16 protein-coding genes are annotated in these 14,798 nt (G+C 37.8%); 10 read left to right on the top strand and 6 right to left on the bottom strand.

Annotated elements, in window-relative coordinates; translation table 11 throughout:
• Positions 1–12 precede the first annotated feature (12 nt).
• The 8 genes from FBB35_RS04375 (at position 13) to FBB35_RS04410 (ending at position 5,054) form a co-directional block, all read left to right on the top strand.
• Positions 13–1,125 (top strand): T3SS effector HopA1 family protein, encoded by a 1,113-nt coding sequence (locus tag FBB35_RS04375; protein ID WP_174708628.1) that lies wholly within the window; start codon positions 13–15, stop codon positions 1,123–1,125.
• Positions 1,125–2,141, top strand: coding sequence for an aldo/keto reductase (locus FBB35_RS04380; protein ID WP_174708629.1), 1,017 nt, complete (start codon positions 1,125–1,127; stop codon positions 2,139–2,141). The genes FBB35_RS04375 and FBB35_RS04380 overlap by 1 nt, the downstream gene beginning before the upstream one ends.
• Before the next feature lie 23 nt (positions 2,142–2,164).
• Positions 2,165–2,914: a peptidylprolyl isomerase gene (locus tag FBB35_RS04385; RefSeq protein ID WP_174708630.1), complete on the top strand. Its 750-nt coding sequence runs from the start codon at positions 2,165–2,167 to the stop codon at positions 2,912–2,914.
• Positions 2,915–3,226: 312 nt separating this feature from the next.
• Positions 3,227–3,445 (top strand): hypothetical protein, encoded by a 219-nt coding sequence (locus FBB35_RS04390; RefSeq protein ID WP_174708631.1) that lies wholly within the window; start codon positions 3,227–3,229, stop codon positions 3,443–3,445.
• A 26-nt stretch (positions 3,446–3,471) separates the two neighbouring features.
• A complete protein-coding gene (locus tag FBB35_RS04395) occupies positions 3,472–3,663 on the top strand; it encodes a hypothetical protein (RefSeq protein ID WP_174708632.1) in 192 nt (63 codons plus the stop codon).
• Positions 3,664–4,192: 529 nt separating this feature from the next.
• Complete coding sequence (locus tag FBB35_RS04400; protein WP_174708633.1) at positions 4,193–4,408, top strand: hypothetical protein; 216 nt, start codon at positions 4,193–4,195, stop codon at positions 4,406–4,408.
• 26 nt (positions 4,409–4,434) lie between these two features.
• Positions 4,435–4,626: a hypothetical protein gene (locus tag FBB35_RS04405; RefSeq protein ID WP_174708634.1), complete on the top strand. Its 192-nt coding sequence runs from the start codon at positions 4,435–4,437 to the stop codon at positions 4,624–4,626.
• A 170-nt stretch (positions 4,627–4,796) separates the two neighbouring features.
• A complete protein-coding gene (locus tag FBB35_RS04410) occupies positions 4,797–5,054 on the top strand; it encodes a hypothetical protein (RefSeq protein WP_174708635.1) in 258 nt (85 codons plus the stop codon).
• Positions 5,055–5,194: 140 nt separating this feature from the next.
• Here FBB35_RS04410 and FBB35_RS04415 read toward each other — a convergent pair whose 3' ends face one another.
• The 5 genes from FBB35_RS04415 to FBB35_RS35350 form a co-directional block, all read right to left on the bottom strand.
• Positions 5,195–5,953 (bottom strand): peptidylprolyl isomerase, encoded by a 759-nt coding sequence (locus FBB35_RS04415; protein ID WP_174708636.1) that lies wholly within the window; start codon positions 5,951–5,953, stop codon positions 5,195–5,197.
• A gap of 124 nt (positions 5,954–6,077) precedes the next feature.
• Complete coding sequence (locus FBB35_RS04420) at positions 6,078–7,601, bottom strand: HlyD family efflux transporter periplasmic adaptor subunit (protein ID WP_174708637.1); 1,524 nt, start codon at positions 7,599–7,601, stop codon at positions 6,078–6,080.
• A 118-nt stretch (positions 7,602–7,719) separates the two neighbouring features.
• Positions 7,720–10,482, bottom strand: a complete 2,763-nt coding sequence (locus tag FBB35_RS04425; RefSeq protein ID WP_174708638.1) for a peptidase domain-containing ABC transporter — start codon at positions 10,480–10,482, stop codon at positions 7,720–7,722.
• Positions 10,376–11,101 carry a helix-turn-helix domain-containing protein gene (locus tag FBB35_RS04430; RefSeq protein ID WP_174708639.1) on the bottom strand — a complete coding sequence of 242 codons (726 nt, stop codon included), beginning with the start codon at positions 11,099–11,101 and terminating at the stop codon, positions 10,376–10,378. The genes FBB35_RS04425 and FBB35_RS04430 overlap by 107 nt, the downstream gene beginning before the upstream one ends.
• Positions 11,102–11,582: 481 nt before the next feature.
• Complete coding sequence (locus FBB35_RS35350) at positions 11,583–11,708, bottom strand: hypothetical protein (RefSeq protein WP_302480947.1); 126 nt, start codon at positions 11,706–11,708, stop codon at positions 11,583–11,585.
• Between the two features lie 68 nt (positions 11,709–11,776).
• On the opposite strand from FBB35_RS35350, the gene FBB35_RS04435 reads away from it, so the two are divergent.
• Positions 11,777–12,646, top strand: a complete 870-nt coding sequence (locus FBB35_RS04435; RefSeq protein WP_254625819.1) for an SWIM zinc finger domain-containing protein — start codon at positions 11,777–11,779, stop codon at positions 12,644–12,646.
• Between the two features lie 83 nt (positions 12,647–12,729).
• Here FBB35_RS04435 and FBB35_RS04440 read toward each other — a convergent pair.
• Positions 12,730–13,796, bottom strand: a protein-coding gene (locus FBB35_RS04440; protein WP_174708235.1) for an ISKra4 family transposase whose coding sequence is annotated in 2 segments (ribosomal slippage) — positions 12,730–13,640 and positions 13,640–13,796 — 1,068 coding nt in all. Because the reading frame shifts where the segments join, the coding sequence is not laid out codon by codon here.
• A gap of 123 nt (positions 13,797–13,919) precedes the next feature.
• Here FBB35_RS04440 and FBB35_RS04445 point away from each other — a divergent pair.
• A complete protein-coding gene (locus FBB35_RS04445) occupies positions 13,920–14,798 on the top strand; it encodes an SWIM zinc finger domain-containing protein (protein WP_174708640.1) in 879 nt (292 codons plus the stop codon).

The following is a 14,798-nucleotide window of genomic DNA, read 5'->3' on the forward strand; positions in this document are numbered from 1 at the left end:
AACTCAATCATTATGCAATTATTAAACTCTACTCAATCTCAATCAGAGACTAGTTTAACTAATCTATTACTAGATGCGCTGCAAGATATTGTTCAAAAAGTTGAGATTAAGGCTGATTTCTCTATTCACCATCCAGATTACAAACCTTTGAAATTACCAGATGAAGTGATTGAACGATTTCAGAAAATGTCAACTCAGATGCAGCAGAAATATTTGAGTCTACAACTGCGGAGCTTTCTCTATGGTATTTATTACAACGGTTCTATGCGAAGTGCGCTAGCACTAAATGCAGAAAGAAATGCTTTGCCCCTAGATTTAGAAAATAATACTGTTTTGGGGATAGATGTCGGTTTTTATGAGCGATTAGATGAAAGTAATTGTGGACAAGGCTATTTTGACTCTGGTTGGTCTGTAGTCAGAGAAGAAACAGATGGTACTTTAGTAGTAACTAAGGGCAGTTTGAGGTTACATATTCAGAGGGTTAAGCATCTTCAAGTTATCGAACAAACTGCCGTAGTAGGCGATTCAGTAGCTATCCGCCTGCCCAAGAATCGGGTGCAAAATGGCTTTTATATGGCGGTTAGTAATCTGGGTTTTAGTAAGGTTGCAAAGGATAAAAATCCCCTAGTAACCGTAAGAATCTATTTCAATTTAACTCCCGAAGGTGCTGTGGCAGTTATGGAGAGCTTGACACAATGGCTGAATGAGTTAGCAATTACTTTCAGTTTTAAGGTTTTATATAATCCCAAAGAATATGGACGGTATGACTCAGGAGTTTTGTATTTTGATAAAACAGATTATCAGGTAGTTAGTAAAGTTTTGCAGGATGTATATAGGAAAAATAAATTGCATTTTCAGCCGGAAGTTCCCTTGTTCACGATGCAGCTGATAGCAGGATTGGGGTTGGCAGAAGAACCCAACCAAAAGTTTGCTGAACAGGAAAGTTTTGGGATGAATCGCTGTCAGATTGTGGCGAATGGATTACTAACAGCTTGGTATCAAAGAGATGATTCCCCAGAAGGGCGGATGCAAGCTATCTATGAGCAATTTTCTCTTTTGGGAATTGACTTGCAGCGTGCTTACTTAAATGCTAATTCTGAAAATATTTACCAGTTGTTTAACTGATGCTAATAACGGATCTTAGATTACAAACTTACGTACCATCAGAGCAAGTTGATTGTTCAAATGCTCAATTCCCAGAATCAGATATGCCTTTGTATCGAAAACTGGGACGAACTGACCTAACAGTTAGCTGCTTGGGTTTGGGTGGTGGTGGTAGCATTTCCAGTGAAGATACCCTTTACGCTTTTGACCAAGGAATTAACTACTTTTTTTACTCCAGCGACCTGCACCATTATATATATAGTTCAATGGCTGGAGCATTGCGCCAGATGTGTGGACGTGGTTCCTTAAAGCGAGAAAAAGTAGTACTGGCAACAGTAACTTATATCAAAAATCCAGAGATGGCAATGGCTGCTCTGTTAGATCAGTTTGTCGATTTGAACATTGACTATATTGATGTGTTTTTCTGGGGCTGGATTGGTTCTAAAGATGGGCCAGCTTTACAAGATTGCTTGCAGCTTTCTTCTGATTTAAGAGGAGCTAATTCTGTCTATCAGCGTAGTATTGAAAAAATGCTTGGCATTTCAGAGCGCCTTAAAAAAATGGGAGCTGTTCGCTATGTTGGTGCTTCTTTTCATGATATCAATCTTGCTCAACAGTGGTCTAATAGTCCTTTGTTAGATGTAGTGATGGTCAGACACAATGTTGCTCATAGGTCTGCTCAATCGCAAATATTTAATCAGCTAGATGACCAAGACCCTTATAGACCTGGTATTGTTACTTTTAAGTCTACAGGCTCTCACACGGGAGTTCTGTGGGATGCTCCTCAAAATTTGCCAGAAGGTTGTTGGCGGCCTTCAGTACCTGATTTATATCGCTACTCTCTAAGTCAGAATTGTGTGGATGTTTGCTTAACTGGATGGCAATACCGGGAAGAAATTGATGCTGCGATCGCCGGAATACAAAAAGGCAAGCTTTCCCAAACAGAAATTGACTACCTAAATTTGTACGGGGATTTACATCGCAACAGACTTTCTCTAACTGAGATTTCACCAGAACACTTAATTTATCGCTCCTAACTACCAAAAATACACTACAGTCTATGGCAGATTCCATACAACAGTTGACATTACCAGAAATTACACCTGCCTCAGATGAGGATATACTTGCTTACTTACGTCATTCTTTTACAATTGCGGCAGTAGCTGCTGCTACCGAACAGAATACATTCATAGTCAAAGTATGTGAACAGTTAGGAATTACAGTTACTGATGAAGAATTGCAAACAGCAGGAGACTTATTTCGCCACCAGCACAAACTGCTAGGAGTATCGGAAACACTAGCATGGCTGACACAGCAACGAATTATTGCAGAGGATTGGACACAAGGAATTCACCTATCTCTACTTACTCAGAAATTAAAAGAAAATCTCTTCGGTGAGAACGTCGATGCTCATTACATTAACAACCGCGATCATTATAAGCGTGTGGCTTTATCGCAAATTTTAGTAAAAGATATAACAGTAGCAAATACTATTGTTCAACTTCTACAAGAAAATCGAGTATCATTCACTGCCTTAGCGTTGGAATATTCGCAGGGAAAACAATCAAAAGAAAATGGCGGTTTCGTTGGAGTCCGCTTCTTTGCTGAATTATTACCAGAGATAACAAAGGCCATCACTGATGCACAGGAAGACAAAGTAGTTGGGCCAATTCAAACTCAAATGGGTTATCACATCCTCCGAATCGATAAGTGGATACCTGCAAATTTAAGTGAGATTAGAGAAGAAATTTTGCAGTCTTTGTTTCAGGCTTGGTTAAAACAAAATACTTTCAATAAAAAATATATATAATTTAGTTGGTTAGCATCAACAAAATAAGTATTTTTTCCTTAAGACTAATACCTAGCTAAACATGAGTTTTAAGTAATTTTCTTACTATATATTACAATTTTAGTAATTTTTATTTTAATCTAAATCCATGTTTAAATAATGCCTGTTTTTTTGAATAAAATAGAATATTTTATGTTCAATTAATAACAAAGATTTTCTGGACACATAAATTTTTATATGGGAAGTTCTTAATAGAAAGCAAGAAATTCAATTGGCGAGTTTTAGCAATCTATTCCCTACCAAATTATTGTTCAAAATTCTCAGGAGATTGAAATGGCTACTATTACAATTCATGATTTACGTCCCGCTGGTGCAGAATTATTCGCTGGTTCTGAAAACTTCATGAGTGATTTGGTTGACTCTGAACTCAATACAGTTAACGGTGGTCTTACACCCTTAGTTATTTGGGGTGTAGCAATCACATCAGAATATGTAATTAGTGCTTTTTCTGTAGGCGTTGGTGCTGGAATTTATACAGCAGTTCGGAAATAACCTGAAAATAACGTAAGGAGTAAACAATGGCTACAATTCGCATTGAACAGCTAAGTGCAGGTTTTGAACTTATTGCTGACGAAGAAACATTTTTGGATGAACTCACTGATAGCGATCTAGACCTTAATAAAGGTGGAATTACTCCAATTATTACCAGTCTGATAGTGTTCTCCGCAGGCTATGGTGTAGGCAGAGCAATCAGTGAAATTTTCAAATAAGCTTTGAGATAACCATTAAAGGTTATTTTGAATTGTTTGAAATGTTAAACAACTAATAGCAGGAGTAAAAAGTTAGGTTTAAATATAACTTTTTGTTCCTGTTCCATTGGTGTGCCTTTTTCATGAGGATACTGGTTATAATTATTGTCAATAATAATCGCTATTCTCTAACCTCCAATAAATAAAACGTATAAGAGTAATTTTATATTTTAGTATTTAATTAAGGGCCATTTATAAAGTAATTATTAAGTAGGCTGTATTACAACTATGTAAAAATTTTGGAGTTTGAGAGAGTGAGTTATAGCCGTAATGCACTGCTTTAACATCCCCTAAAATTTAAAGTTTACTTTATAAAGCATCTCTTAAAAGATTTTGGGAAAATAAAAGTAGCTTTTATGTTCATTTAATAGAACATCATCTCTAGATACATCAATTTATTTATGGCAATTTATTAACAGAGAGCAAGAAATTCAATTAATGAGTTTCAGCAATCTACTCCCTAATTATTCAAAATTATCAGGAGATTAAAATGGCTACTATTGCAATTCATGATTTACGTCCCGCTGGTGCAGAATTATTCGCTGGTTCTGAAAACTTCATGAGTGATTTGGTTGACTCTGAACTCAATACAGTTAACGGTGGTCTTACACCCTTAGTTATTTGGGGTGTAGCAATCACATCAGAATATGTAATTGGTGCTTTTGCTGTAGGCGTTGGTGCTGGAGTTTATACAGCACTTAAGTAACCTGAAAATAAAGTAAGGAGTAAACAATGGCTACAATTCGTATTGAACAGCTAAGTGTAGGTTTTGAACTTATTGCTGACGAAGAAACATTTTTGGATGAACTTACTGATAGTGACCTAGACCTTAATAAAGGTGGAATCACTCCAGTTATTACTAGTCTAATAGTGTTCTCCGCAGGCTATGGTGTGGGCAGAGCAATCACTGCAATTTTCAAGTAACCCTTGATATAATCATCATAGGTTATTTTCAATTTTTTCAAATGTTAAATAATTAATAGCAGGAGTCACAAAAACTTAAGTTTAGACATAACATAGTTTTGGGCTCCTGTTTCTCAGCAAATATTAAGTTGTAAGCAAAGATTTTGTTATTAATCAAAAGAGGTAGATTTATGTTCAATAATCTTTCTAACCCTCTGGATATCACAATTCCCTTATTTGTAATTATGGGAATTTCTCAAATTGTTCTTGGTAATTATGTGGCTGCTGGTATCTGGCTAATAATAGCTTTAGGAGAATTTGTTGTACCTAGAATTGGCGTGAATAATTTAAATCAATTGCATCGACCTGAAGTCCTGTTTGTGTGGGTGATGGTTGCAACATTTATCATTTTAGTTATCTATCAAATTTATAGAGATGCGTTCTCATAGACTAGAGTTGGTCTATGAATCTTTGTCAGCACCTCAGCAAGATTAACTCTAGCCAAATTCATTTAATATAAAAACTATCCCACTCATTGCCTTGGTGGGATAAAGCTTATTTTTCAATTGTTATTATTTATAGAATTGCCTCAAAATGATTGAACTAGTTCTGGTGAAAGTGATAATAACACAGTTATATATTCAGATTTTTTCTTGAGCCATTGAGAAAATAATTCTGCAAAGATTTTAGTACGCATATTTTCATTCAATTGCGGCTGAATTATTTCTTCTACAAGAATGATATGTACACCTGAAGATGTCAAGATTGGCTTGATAAGCTGTGGTGGTTTAGCAGCAAAGACAGTAGCAGAAATTTCCGACTTCATATCCTTGCGTTGTACTATACCTTGATATCCTAATTTTCGCCGTAGTTTTGTATCTGTAATGTATTTATAAGCAACATCATAAAAACTAATTTCCCCTTCTTGAATGGCATAAAAGAGTTCTATTGCTAAATCTTCATCATCTAAGACGACTTCATACATTACGGCACTAAAGTAATCTAGTTGGTGTTCAAAGAAATATGGTTCGATTTTATCTGCAAACAGATAAAGAGCTAACTTGTTAGAGATAATAGTATAGTAGATAATTTCTTCAAATTCATCCAATGAAAGACCATGTTTTTCTAGCCATGTCCAGGTATCATTAGCACTATTGAGTTTGTTATCTAACCGGATTTGGTCTGCTATCTTTTGGAGTTCTTCAATCTCTACTTTAATGCTAGCTTCTTCCGCAGCAGATATAATTACTTTACGGCTAACAATCTGTTCAACTATCTCAGGAATTTTGCAAGATAGCTTGATTTGATGAAGAATATCTTCGTTAGTAATAGTAATGGGCTGTGACATAATATTCCTCCTAATTATTTATTTGGGCTATAAAATATGTATCCATCATCCCAAATTTTTCTATACTTGCACAAATTGAAGCTTGGAGAATGCGGTTTATCAACGCATCATTAAAGTGAAATTATTACAATTTTATACCACCCTGCTGTAACTTCTTAAACGGATCAATTAGGAAATCGATAATACGGCGTTGGCGTACAATCACTTCAGCGGTCGCTGTATCCCCTGGATGCAAAGGAATACATTTATTAGCCGAGGGAATACAATTCTGTTTTAGAGAAATTTCTAAGTTATAAGCTGCTACCTTTCCATTAGGTGTGTCTATCTCTATAGTAGTAGGAGAAATTTTGATTAATTCTCCTGAGAGAATACCATAATCCTGAAATGGATAAGCATCAAATTTGATCTTTACTGGTAATCCTTTTTGCAAAAAGCCACTTTCTGTAGTTGCCATTTGTGCCCGAATTATGAAAGGCGAATTTATGGGTGCAATCTCTGCAACCATTGTTCCTAGTTGTACTACCGATCCAGCCTTTTGAATTGGTAATTGAAATAGCATACCGCTCACGGTAGCTCTTATATCTCGTTGTCCCAATTGAAATTTTAATGATTCAATCTGACTTTTTGTTTGAGAAATTTCTGCTTTTAAGGAAGTAATTTCTGTATCTAGTGTTTTTTGTTGATCGGCAACTTTTAGTACAGCTAGCTGACCAGAACGACTCAAGGACTGATAGCCTCTTTCTTGTTCCTTAAGTCGCAACTTAGCTTGTTCAATATCTGCACTAGCTTGGCGAATATTTCGCTCGTAACTACTCTGTTGTTCTTCTAAACGTAACTTAGACTGTTTAATCTCCGATCTACTTTGTTCATATAATTTTTGCTTATCTTTAGCTATATCTTGTTTTTCTACCAAATTAATTTCTGGAACAATTCCTTCTTGTTTTAGTTTTCTATAACGTTCCACCTCTCGCTGAGTACTTGCTAAAGTACTTTCCATTAAGATACTAACAGTTCGGCTATTTTCAAGAGTTTGTTGTGCCTGATTTAATTGAGATAATTTTTCTTCTTTTTGTAATCCATAGGCATTTATCAAAGTATTAATGCTCCGTTGTGCTTGGTCAATTTGGGACTGTTTCTCTAACTGTTGAGATTGATTTTGTTGTTGTTGAGTTGTCAACGATACAATTAACTGATTTTTAGATGAATTTAACTGAGTAAGACGGTTTAACTGTCCCTCTAACTTATCCTGTGCCTGCTGTAAATCTGCTTTCACTAGTTCCGATTCTAACAATAATAAAGTTTGTCCAGCTTTAACTGACTCACCTTCTTTAACTCGAATTTCAGCAACAGTTCCTGCCACAGCAGCATCGAGCTTAATTGTCTTTTCTTTAGGCTCAGTGCGTCCTCTTGCTGTACCTGTTTCGTCTACTTTACATAGGATTGCCCAAGGTAAAATTATAGATACAATAATTACCAGAAAATATAGCAAGCCTCTTGTCCAAACCTGGGGAAGATTTTCAAGCGATTCTTTAGTTATTTCAGACCAATCATCCTTTGGGATTACTGTTAATGGAGGCGGTAAATTTTCCTGATAGGATGCATTTTCTATTAATAGTGTTTTAACTCGTCCATTTAATATATCTGTCATTACTCTTTCCTAATAAAGGTTTTGAATTTTGGATTAGTTATAAATATTAATAATTAGGTAATAGTTTGTTTAATTTTCCACTAATTATTACCTAGTATATGTTTCCTGATTCCTTTATTCAAGCTATCCCTTGTAACTGCTGTTGATTAAGGTAAAAATAATGCCCTCGCTTCGCCATTAATTCTTCATGAGTTCCGCTTTCAATCAACATGCCTCGGTCTAGCACTAAAATCATATCCGCATTCTGCACAGTAGAAAGACGATGAGCGATTACTAACGTAGTTCTTCCCTTAAGAATTGTGTTTAAATTTTGCTGAATAATTCTTTCTGACTCGGTGTCTAAATGGGAAGTTGCCTCATCTAAAATTAGCAATCGTGGATTACCTAATAAGGCTCTGGCAATAGCTATCCGCTGTCTTTGTCCACCAGATAATAGCCCTCCACCTTCACCAATTTGGGTTTCGTAACCCATCGGTAATTTCTTAATAAAATCATCAGCACCCGCTAATTTTCCAGCCTCGATAACTTCTGCTAAAGGCGCACCAGGATACCCTAAGCTAATATTTTCTCGAATAGTTCCGCCAAATAAAAAAGTATCTTGATCGACTACTCCAACCTCTTGACGTAAGGAACGTAAAGAAATACTGCTAATATCCTGTCCATCAATCATCACTTTGCCATCGGTTGGAGGATATAAGCCTAAAACTAATTTGGAAAGAGTAGTTTTTCCAGAACCACTGCGACCTACCAGTGCTATCATTTGACCCGACTTTACTTCAAAATTGAGATTTTCCAGAATATTGATATCACTGTCTGGATGATAGCGGAATATGACATTTTCAAAGCGAATATTTCCTTTAATATGTAGTAAGTTTTGTCGTGTCTGGTGTTGTAAATCTTCCTCTGGTTCTGTATCTAGTACATCATTAATACGTTCCACTGCAATTACTACTTCTTGCAATTGATTCCACAACACGATTAAGCGCTGGAAAGGCGTAATAATATTGCCTAATAGCATATTAAATGCCACTAATTGCCCAATAGTTAACTGGTTTTGAATAACCAAGTATGCCCCAAACCAAAGCAAAGTAGTAGTTACAACTGCCTGTATTCCATTACTGAAAATTTGCAGTCGATTGCTGATAACTTGCCCAGAAAAGTTAGTTTTAATCTCCTTATTTAATAACTCTTCCCAATGCCAACGTACTGTATGTTCTACGGCGGTAGCTTTCACAGTTCGGATACCAGTAAGAGCTTCGATTAGATAACTACTCTCATTAGTGATAGCATTAAATATTTCTCTAGAAATCCTTTGTAAAAAAGGTGTGGCGATCAATGCCAGTAAGGCAAAAGGCGGTACAATTACTAGAGCTAATAGCGCCATTTTCCAACTGTACCAGAACATTAATCCTACATAGATAAAGACGGTGAGTAAATCTAGTAAAATAGACAATGCCTCACCTGATAAGAAGCGTTGAATTTTGCGGTTTTCTTGAACGCGAGAGATAATATCTCCCACATAACGGGACTCAAAAAAACTTAAAGGTAGTCGTAGAGTATGGCGAATAAACCCAACAATTAGCGCCAAGTCTATGCGATTTGCTGTGTGGTCTAGCAGATATTGCCGCAACCCGATCATTGCTACACGAAAAAGATTAAATATTAGTAATCCTATCCCCACCGCTGTTAAAGTGAGTTCGGATCGCTGTACGACTACGCGGTCTAAAATTAACTGGGTAAAAAGTGGGGTAATGAGTCCAAATATTTGGATAAATACCGAAGCAATAAATACTTCTAGCATCACCAAACCATGAGGCTTGAGCAATTCAAAAAATTGCCAAAAAGGAGTAGAAGTTTCTTTGGTATCCTTGAGCATAGCTGTCGGTTGCAACAGCAGTGTATAACCAGTCCAGTCAGCTTGAAATTCTGCATGACTCAAGGTGCGTTGACCAATGGCGGGGTCTGCAACAATAACGTGTTTAGGGGTAATTTCGTAGACTACAATGTAATGCTTGCCTTCCCAGTGGGCAATAACGGGCAATTTTTGCTTTGCCAACTGCTTAAGACTAGCCTTTACAGGCCGTGTAGCAAAGCCAAGGCTTTCCGCTGCTGTCAATAACCCCCGCAAGGATGCACCATTTCGGTCTACATTAGCGATATCTCGCAAACGATTGACACTAAAGCGTTTACCCCAATAGCGAGACACCATTACCAAACAAGCTGCACCACAATCCGATGCACTCTGCTGGGCAAAAAACGGATAACGCTGAGTTACTCGTTGCCATAAATGCCCAACTCGCTGGCTGGGGTTAGGAAAATAGGCTTTACTAATCTTTTTCTGATGCGGCTGTGGGGAAGCCGTTGACAAAATATCTATACTATGATTATGGCTAAGGGTGGAATTTGATGCGTAGGCGCAGCCCGTCGTAGACATCGCCGTTTGTGGAGAGTTATCTGAATCTATTTGTAGAGAATTACGGGATAGTGCCTCTTGCCATAAATGCTCTCGAATTTGGGGATGATTAGCCATCAATGACCGCAACAATTCACCCGGAATAAAGCACAACTGCAAATTTATCGAAGCTCTAGCAGCATAAGGCTTGAACTCAGCTTCTGGAAATAAGGTAAATTCCCCAAATGAAGTCCCGCTCTCCAAAGTTGCGATCAACTCACCTGCGTTGTCGAGCAACCTCACCTTATTAGCAATCACAATGTAAATACCTGGTTCAACGTCAGTTCCTTGCCAGAATTTACCAACCTTTGGGTTGAGGAATTTAACTTGTTGGAGACAACGCTGAAATTCTGTCTCGGAAAGCGAATACCCCAAAATATTGCTGAACTGTTCCAGAGACACTGACGAATCTGATAGATTTTGCACCATGAATGTTTGAGTCTGTTCCTAATTTTGCAAAATTAATAGGCAAAAATTCAGTATTATCTGGTGTATTTGCTGGCTTGAGGTCGCCAATTAAAATTTTGGAACCCCCCGCTTTTTCTATCGTGTTCTTCTCAGCAGTGATAGGTTTTGGTCTAATTGATAACCCCATTTGCTTGAGCAGTCGATTAATGTGTTGACCACTTACCCGAATTCCTAGGTCTTTTGCCAAATGTTGACTCAACCAGTTACCTGTCCAACATCGAAAAGAATAGCCGTAATCGCGAGGACTATTACTGACAAGTTCTTTTAAACGCCCTAAATATTCCTCATTTACTGCTTTAGGGCGACCAATTGCACAATCCTGCCATTGATGCGCCATACCAGTGCGCGCTATATACATCCAATGCCTGGCTGTTGCTGGACAGCACCCTAATATCTGACAAATCGTGGTTTGAGATTTGCCCTCATCTGTCAGTAGCATAATTTCGATACGCTGACGGTAAGACTCAGGTATATTTTCTTGTAAGCTTTTTTGTAGCATTTTACGCTGAAAAGGCGTTAAATACTTACCATCAAAATTTCCTGAATATTTAGTGTCAGTTTTCGTTTGGTAGTGTGACATATTTAACTAGCTATCTTCTAAGATTCTAGGTAAGTCAGTCCAGTTTTACTTTTGTATATCGAGAAATCAAAAAATCTGAATCAACACCTAATTAAGTGCGATTTAAGATGGGCTAATATTACAAAAGTACTTGGCAAATAAAACATAAAAGCACTAATATTTGAATTTGATAATTTCTCCAACTTTAAATTAATGGTTTTAAAAAAGTTGAATTCCTCTTAAACATGGCTTCTAATAGAAGCTATCTATACATTAAATAACCCAATATATATACAATTAAATTCTCTTCAAGTAAAGATATGATTAAGAAATAGTAGTTTCAGGTTTAAGCCTTGATTTTTTGTTGCCAAGTTAATTCCGAATGAAGATTATCTAGCTCTATGAGAAGACTCCCGCCACACCGAAACGTTTAGCGGTGAGATGAATCGCGGGTTAATAAGAAGTTATAGGGGGTAGGGCGTGTTTTCAAACTCGTTATATCCTAAAAAATAGGCGATCGCAGACAGGGTAGGTTGATGAACCGAGGAGACTTACTAGTCAAGCGTTCTGGGCCTGCTGGTCGTCCACCTTTACGCCCTTTACGATTAGTTAGAGACAAAGGGTACACAGGTCGGAGAATACGTAATTATCTTCATCGCCGTGGTATCTGCCTGACTATTCTACGACGACTCTCAAATGAACCGCGACGTGGCCTGGCAGTTTAAGCGTAAGCTAAAAATAAAATACTTGGGTGCTATGTCGATTCCAGAAATTTCTGAAGCAATAATCCGCCATAACTCCAATACTTCATCCTACAGTCGTGGTGAAGAATATTACCGCAGGGGTGCGATCGCTGAACTCAAAAAACGCGGTAATCTGATTCAAGCAGAGGTAGAAGGTAGCGAAATTACACCATATCAAGTCAGTATTCGTTTTGATGCAGGTGGAATTACCTCAGCTTGTTGTACTTGTCCTTATGATTATGATGGTTGGTGCAAACATATCGTTGCCACCTTATTAAGCTGTTTGCGTCAATCAGAGATTATTGAAGAACGTCCAACGCTAGAACAATTATTAAATCGCCTCGATCTTCTTCAAACTCAGCGATTACTGCAAGAACTGGTGGAAAATAGACCAGAACTAATTGATGATATTGATGAGTTTGTCAGTTTGATAGAATTGCCAAAACCGCAAACAAAACAGCCTTCTACCCGCCAAAACAAAATCGACACATCACCTTTTCGCTCTCACGTCAAGCGAATTTTGCGGGATGGATTGAAAGAATTAGAGTATGGCTCAGAAGAAGACCCATTTACAGATGATTTGCTGGCTGTAATTGAGAAAGCGCGAGAGTTAGCAGAAAATGGAGATGGCAATAATGCGTTAGCGAAGCTTACCGAAGGTATCGCAATTCTCGAAACTATTACCGAAACTTATGCCCAAGAATGGAACGAGTTGCTAGATTACGGTGGAGACAGTTATTCCATTGCAGAACCTCTTGATAGCGCGTGGACAGAAGCAATTTTGTGTGCAGAAATGTCTACAGGAGAAATAGTAGATTTGTAGTTGATGTTGGAATCATGGCAAGACGAAATCAGTGCAGACTTTAGTATGAGTTTAGAAGGGAGCATCTCACTTTTTAAAGTGGCTCAAACTGACAATAATCCATTGAGGTAAGCACAGCGATGGGCTAGGACTTGAGGCACATTTTCTCGTTTCCATTGTGCCCCGGAAATTTTTGTTCGACGGTCAACCTGTTTAACGGCAGATTCAACTGAACCTGAACCAATTGAACAAATTTCTTCAGCTTGATAATATTCGTAGTTGATAATGCGATTGCGATGCTTATCAAGATAACGGCAAAAGTTTTGTACTTGTTTGCCTTTACAATCTGTAAATAAGGCAATAGTAGCCTCAACTTGGCCTTTCCATAGTAGATTTTGTGCTTGTTTCAAGCGTTTTTGTGAACCCCCAACTTTGTGGAGGTTTTCTATTAAATGGAACCAATCAAGTATTTCTCGACGTTGTGCATCAGGTGCTAATTGGTCAATTATATTCCAAATGCCGTCATGTCCATCACCAATACAAGTGAGTGGGCTAGCCAGTGGTTGGTCATTAACCCAATCAATCACAATCTGATTATTCTGAAATGAAGTTCCCAAGATTCCGAGATGATGTAAGCTAATTGCTTTATAGCCAAGCCATGCACATATTTGACCTTTAGGAGTTCGGACACGGATGTTTCCACCATCGACGCTTAATTCTTCAATTGTCTGTTCTGGTGTTGGCAACTCAAAATTCTGGCGATGCACTAATCTCTGTTGACTGCTGTGAGAAACCTCTATGCCCGTAAAATACTTGATGTCTGATGCCGCATCTTCATAGCTGACATTCGCACTTACCCTCAAACAACAAGTTTCTAGATATGGACTCAGTTGAGTACTTGGTGCGACTTCTAATTCAATGGCTTGTTTGCTCGTTATTGCTAACTCTCCAAGAATGCTTTTGAGCCGTCGTTGGTATCCTGCGGTTGTCCCTGTAATCGTTTCGATAAAAAAACCCCTACTTCTGGCATAACATGCTTCTGCATTTGACTCCGCACTGCTTCTTCAATTGCTGCAAGATTTGTGAGCTTTTCTTTTGACGTATCTTCATACAATATTTTAGCAATCGCCTGAATATGTTTTTGAAGAGCTTGCTTTTGTTCTGGGGTCATCGGTAAGTAAATACACTCGTCTTACCTATCCTGACTGATTTTCGTCTTCTTTGCAAAAAACTGGGATGCTCCCGTTTAGAAGCATTGCGTTAAGGTTGGGATTATGAACCACTGCAACAGATCATGCAAGGAGATGATACCGCAGAACTTTGGGAAAATGAACGACCAAGCTTTGCTGATGATTTAGCATTGATTCGCTTGCAAACTCTTGAACGTCAAAATCGTTACACAGAGTATTTAAATCTAGCTTTAGCAGAAGAAATGACTCTGCAATACCTGAGGCAATTAGCAGCTTTGGGAAGAGTCGAAGAAGCCATGTCTGCGGCTAAAATCCTGATGGAAAGAGCAGAAGAGGGTTTTGCCCTAGCAAAAATATTGCGGGAAGATGGTTATTTGGTTGAAGCGTTAGAAATATGCCAAGCTGGTATCAATTTAACAGGTAACTGTTTATATGAATTTGCTACTTGGACAAGTGATTTAGCCCGAGGATTAGAAGATAATGCCACTGCTTTAACTGCTAGCATCATTGCTTTTAAAATCAGACCATCGTTTCGAGACTATGGTAAAATTCAAGACTATGCAGGAGAAACTTGGTTGAGGCTCAAACAAGATTTGCTGCAAACACTACGAGATCAGCCAGATTGGGGAATAAAAGAAGCTCAAGTTGATATTTTCCTCTATGAAGGATTAATTGATGATGCAATTAAAACAGTAGAAAGAGATAGTTACTATGCTTCAGAACTGGTTCATCGAGTCATGGATGCAGCAATTTCCCATCGTCCAAATTGGGTAATTGATAACGCTCGCAGACGGGCAGAACCAATTATGGAACAAGGAAAAGCTGACCGTTATGACGCTGCGGTTAATTGGCTCAAAAAAGTCAAAGCTGCTTATATTCAACTAGGACAAAAAGCTGAATGGTCTGCTTATCGCTCACAACTAGAAGCAGCTCATGGACGTAAACGTAAATTAATGGAATTATTTAAAGAACTGAATAAATAG

The sequence above is a fragment of the Nostoc sp. TCL240-02 genome (assembly GCF_013343235.1).
Lineage (GTDB): Bacteria > Cyanobacteriota > Cyanobacteriia > Cyanobacteriales > Nostocaceae > Nostoc.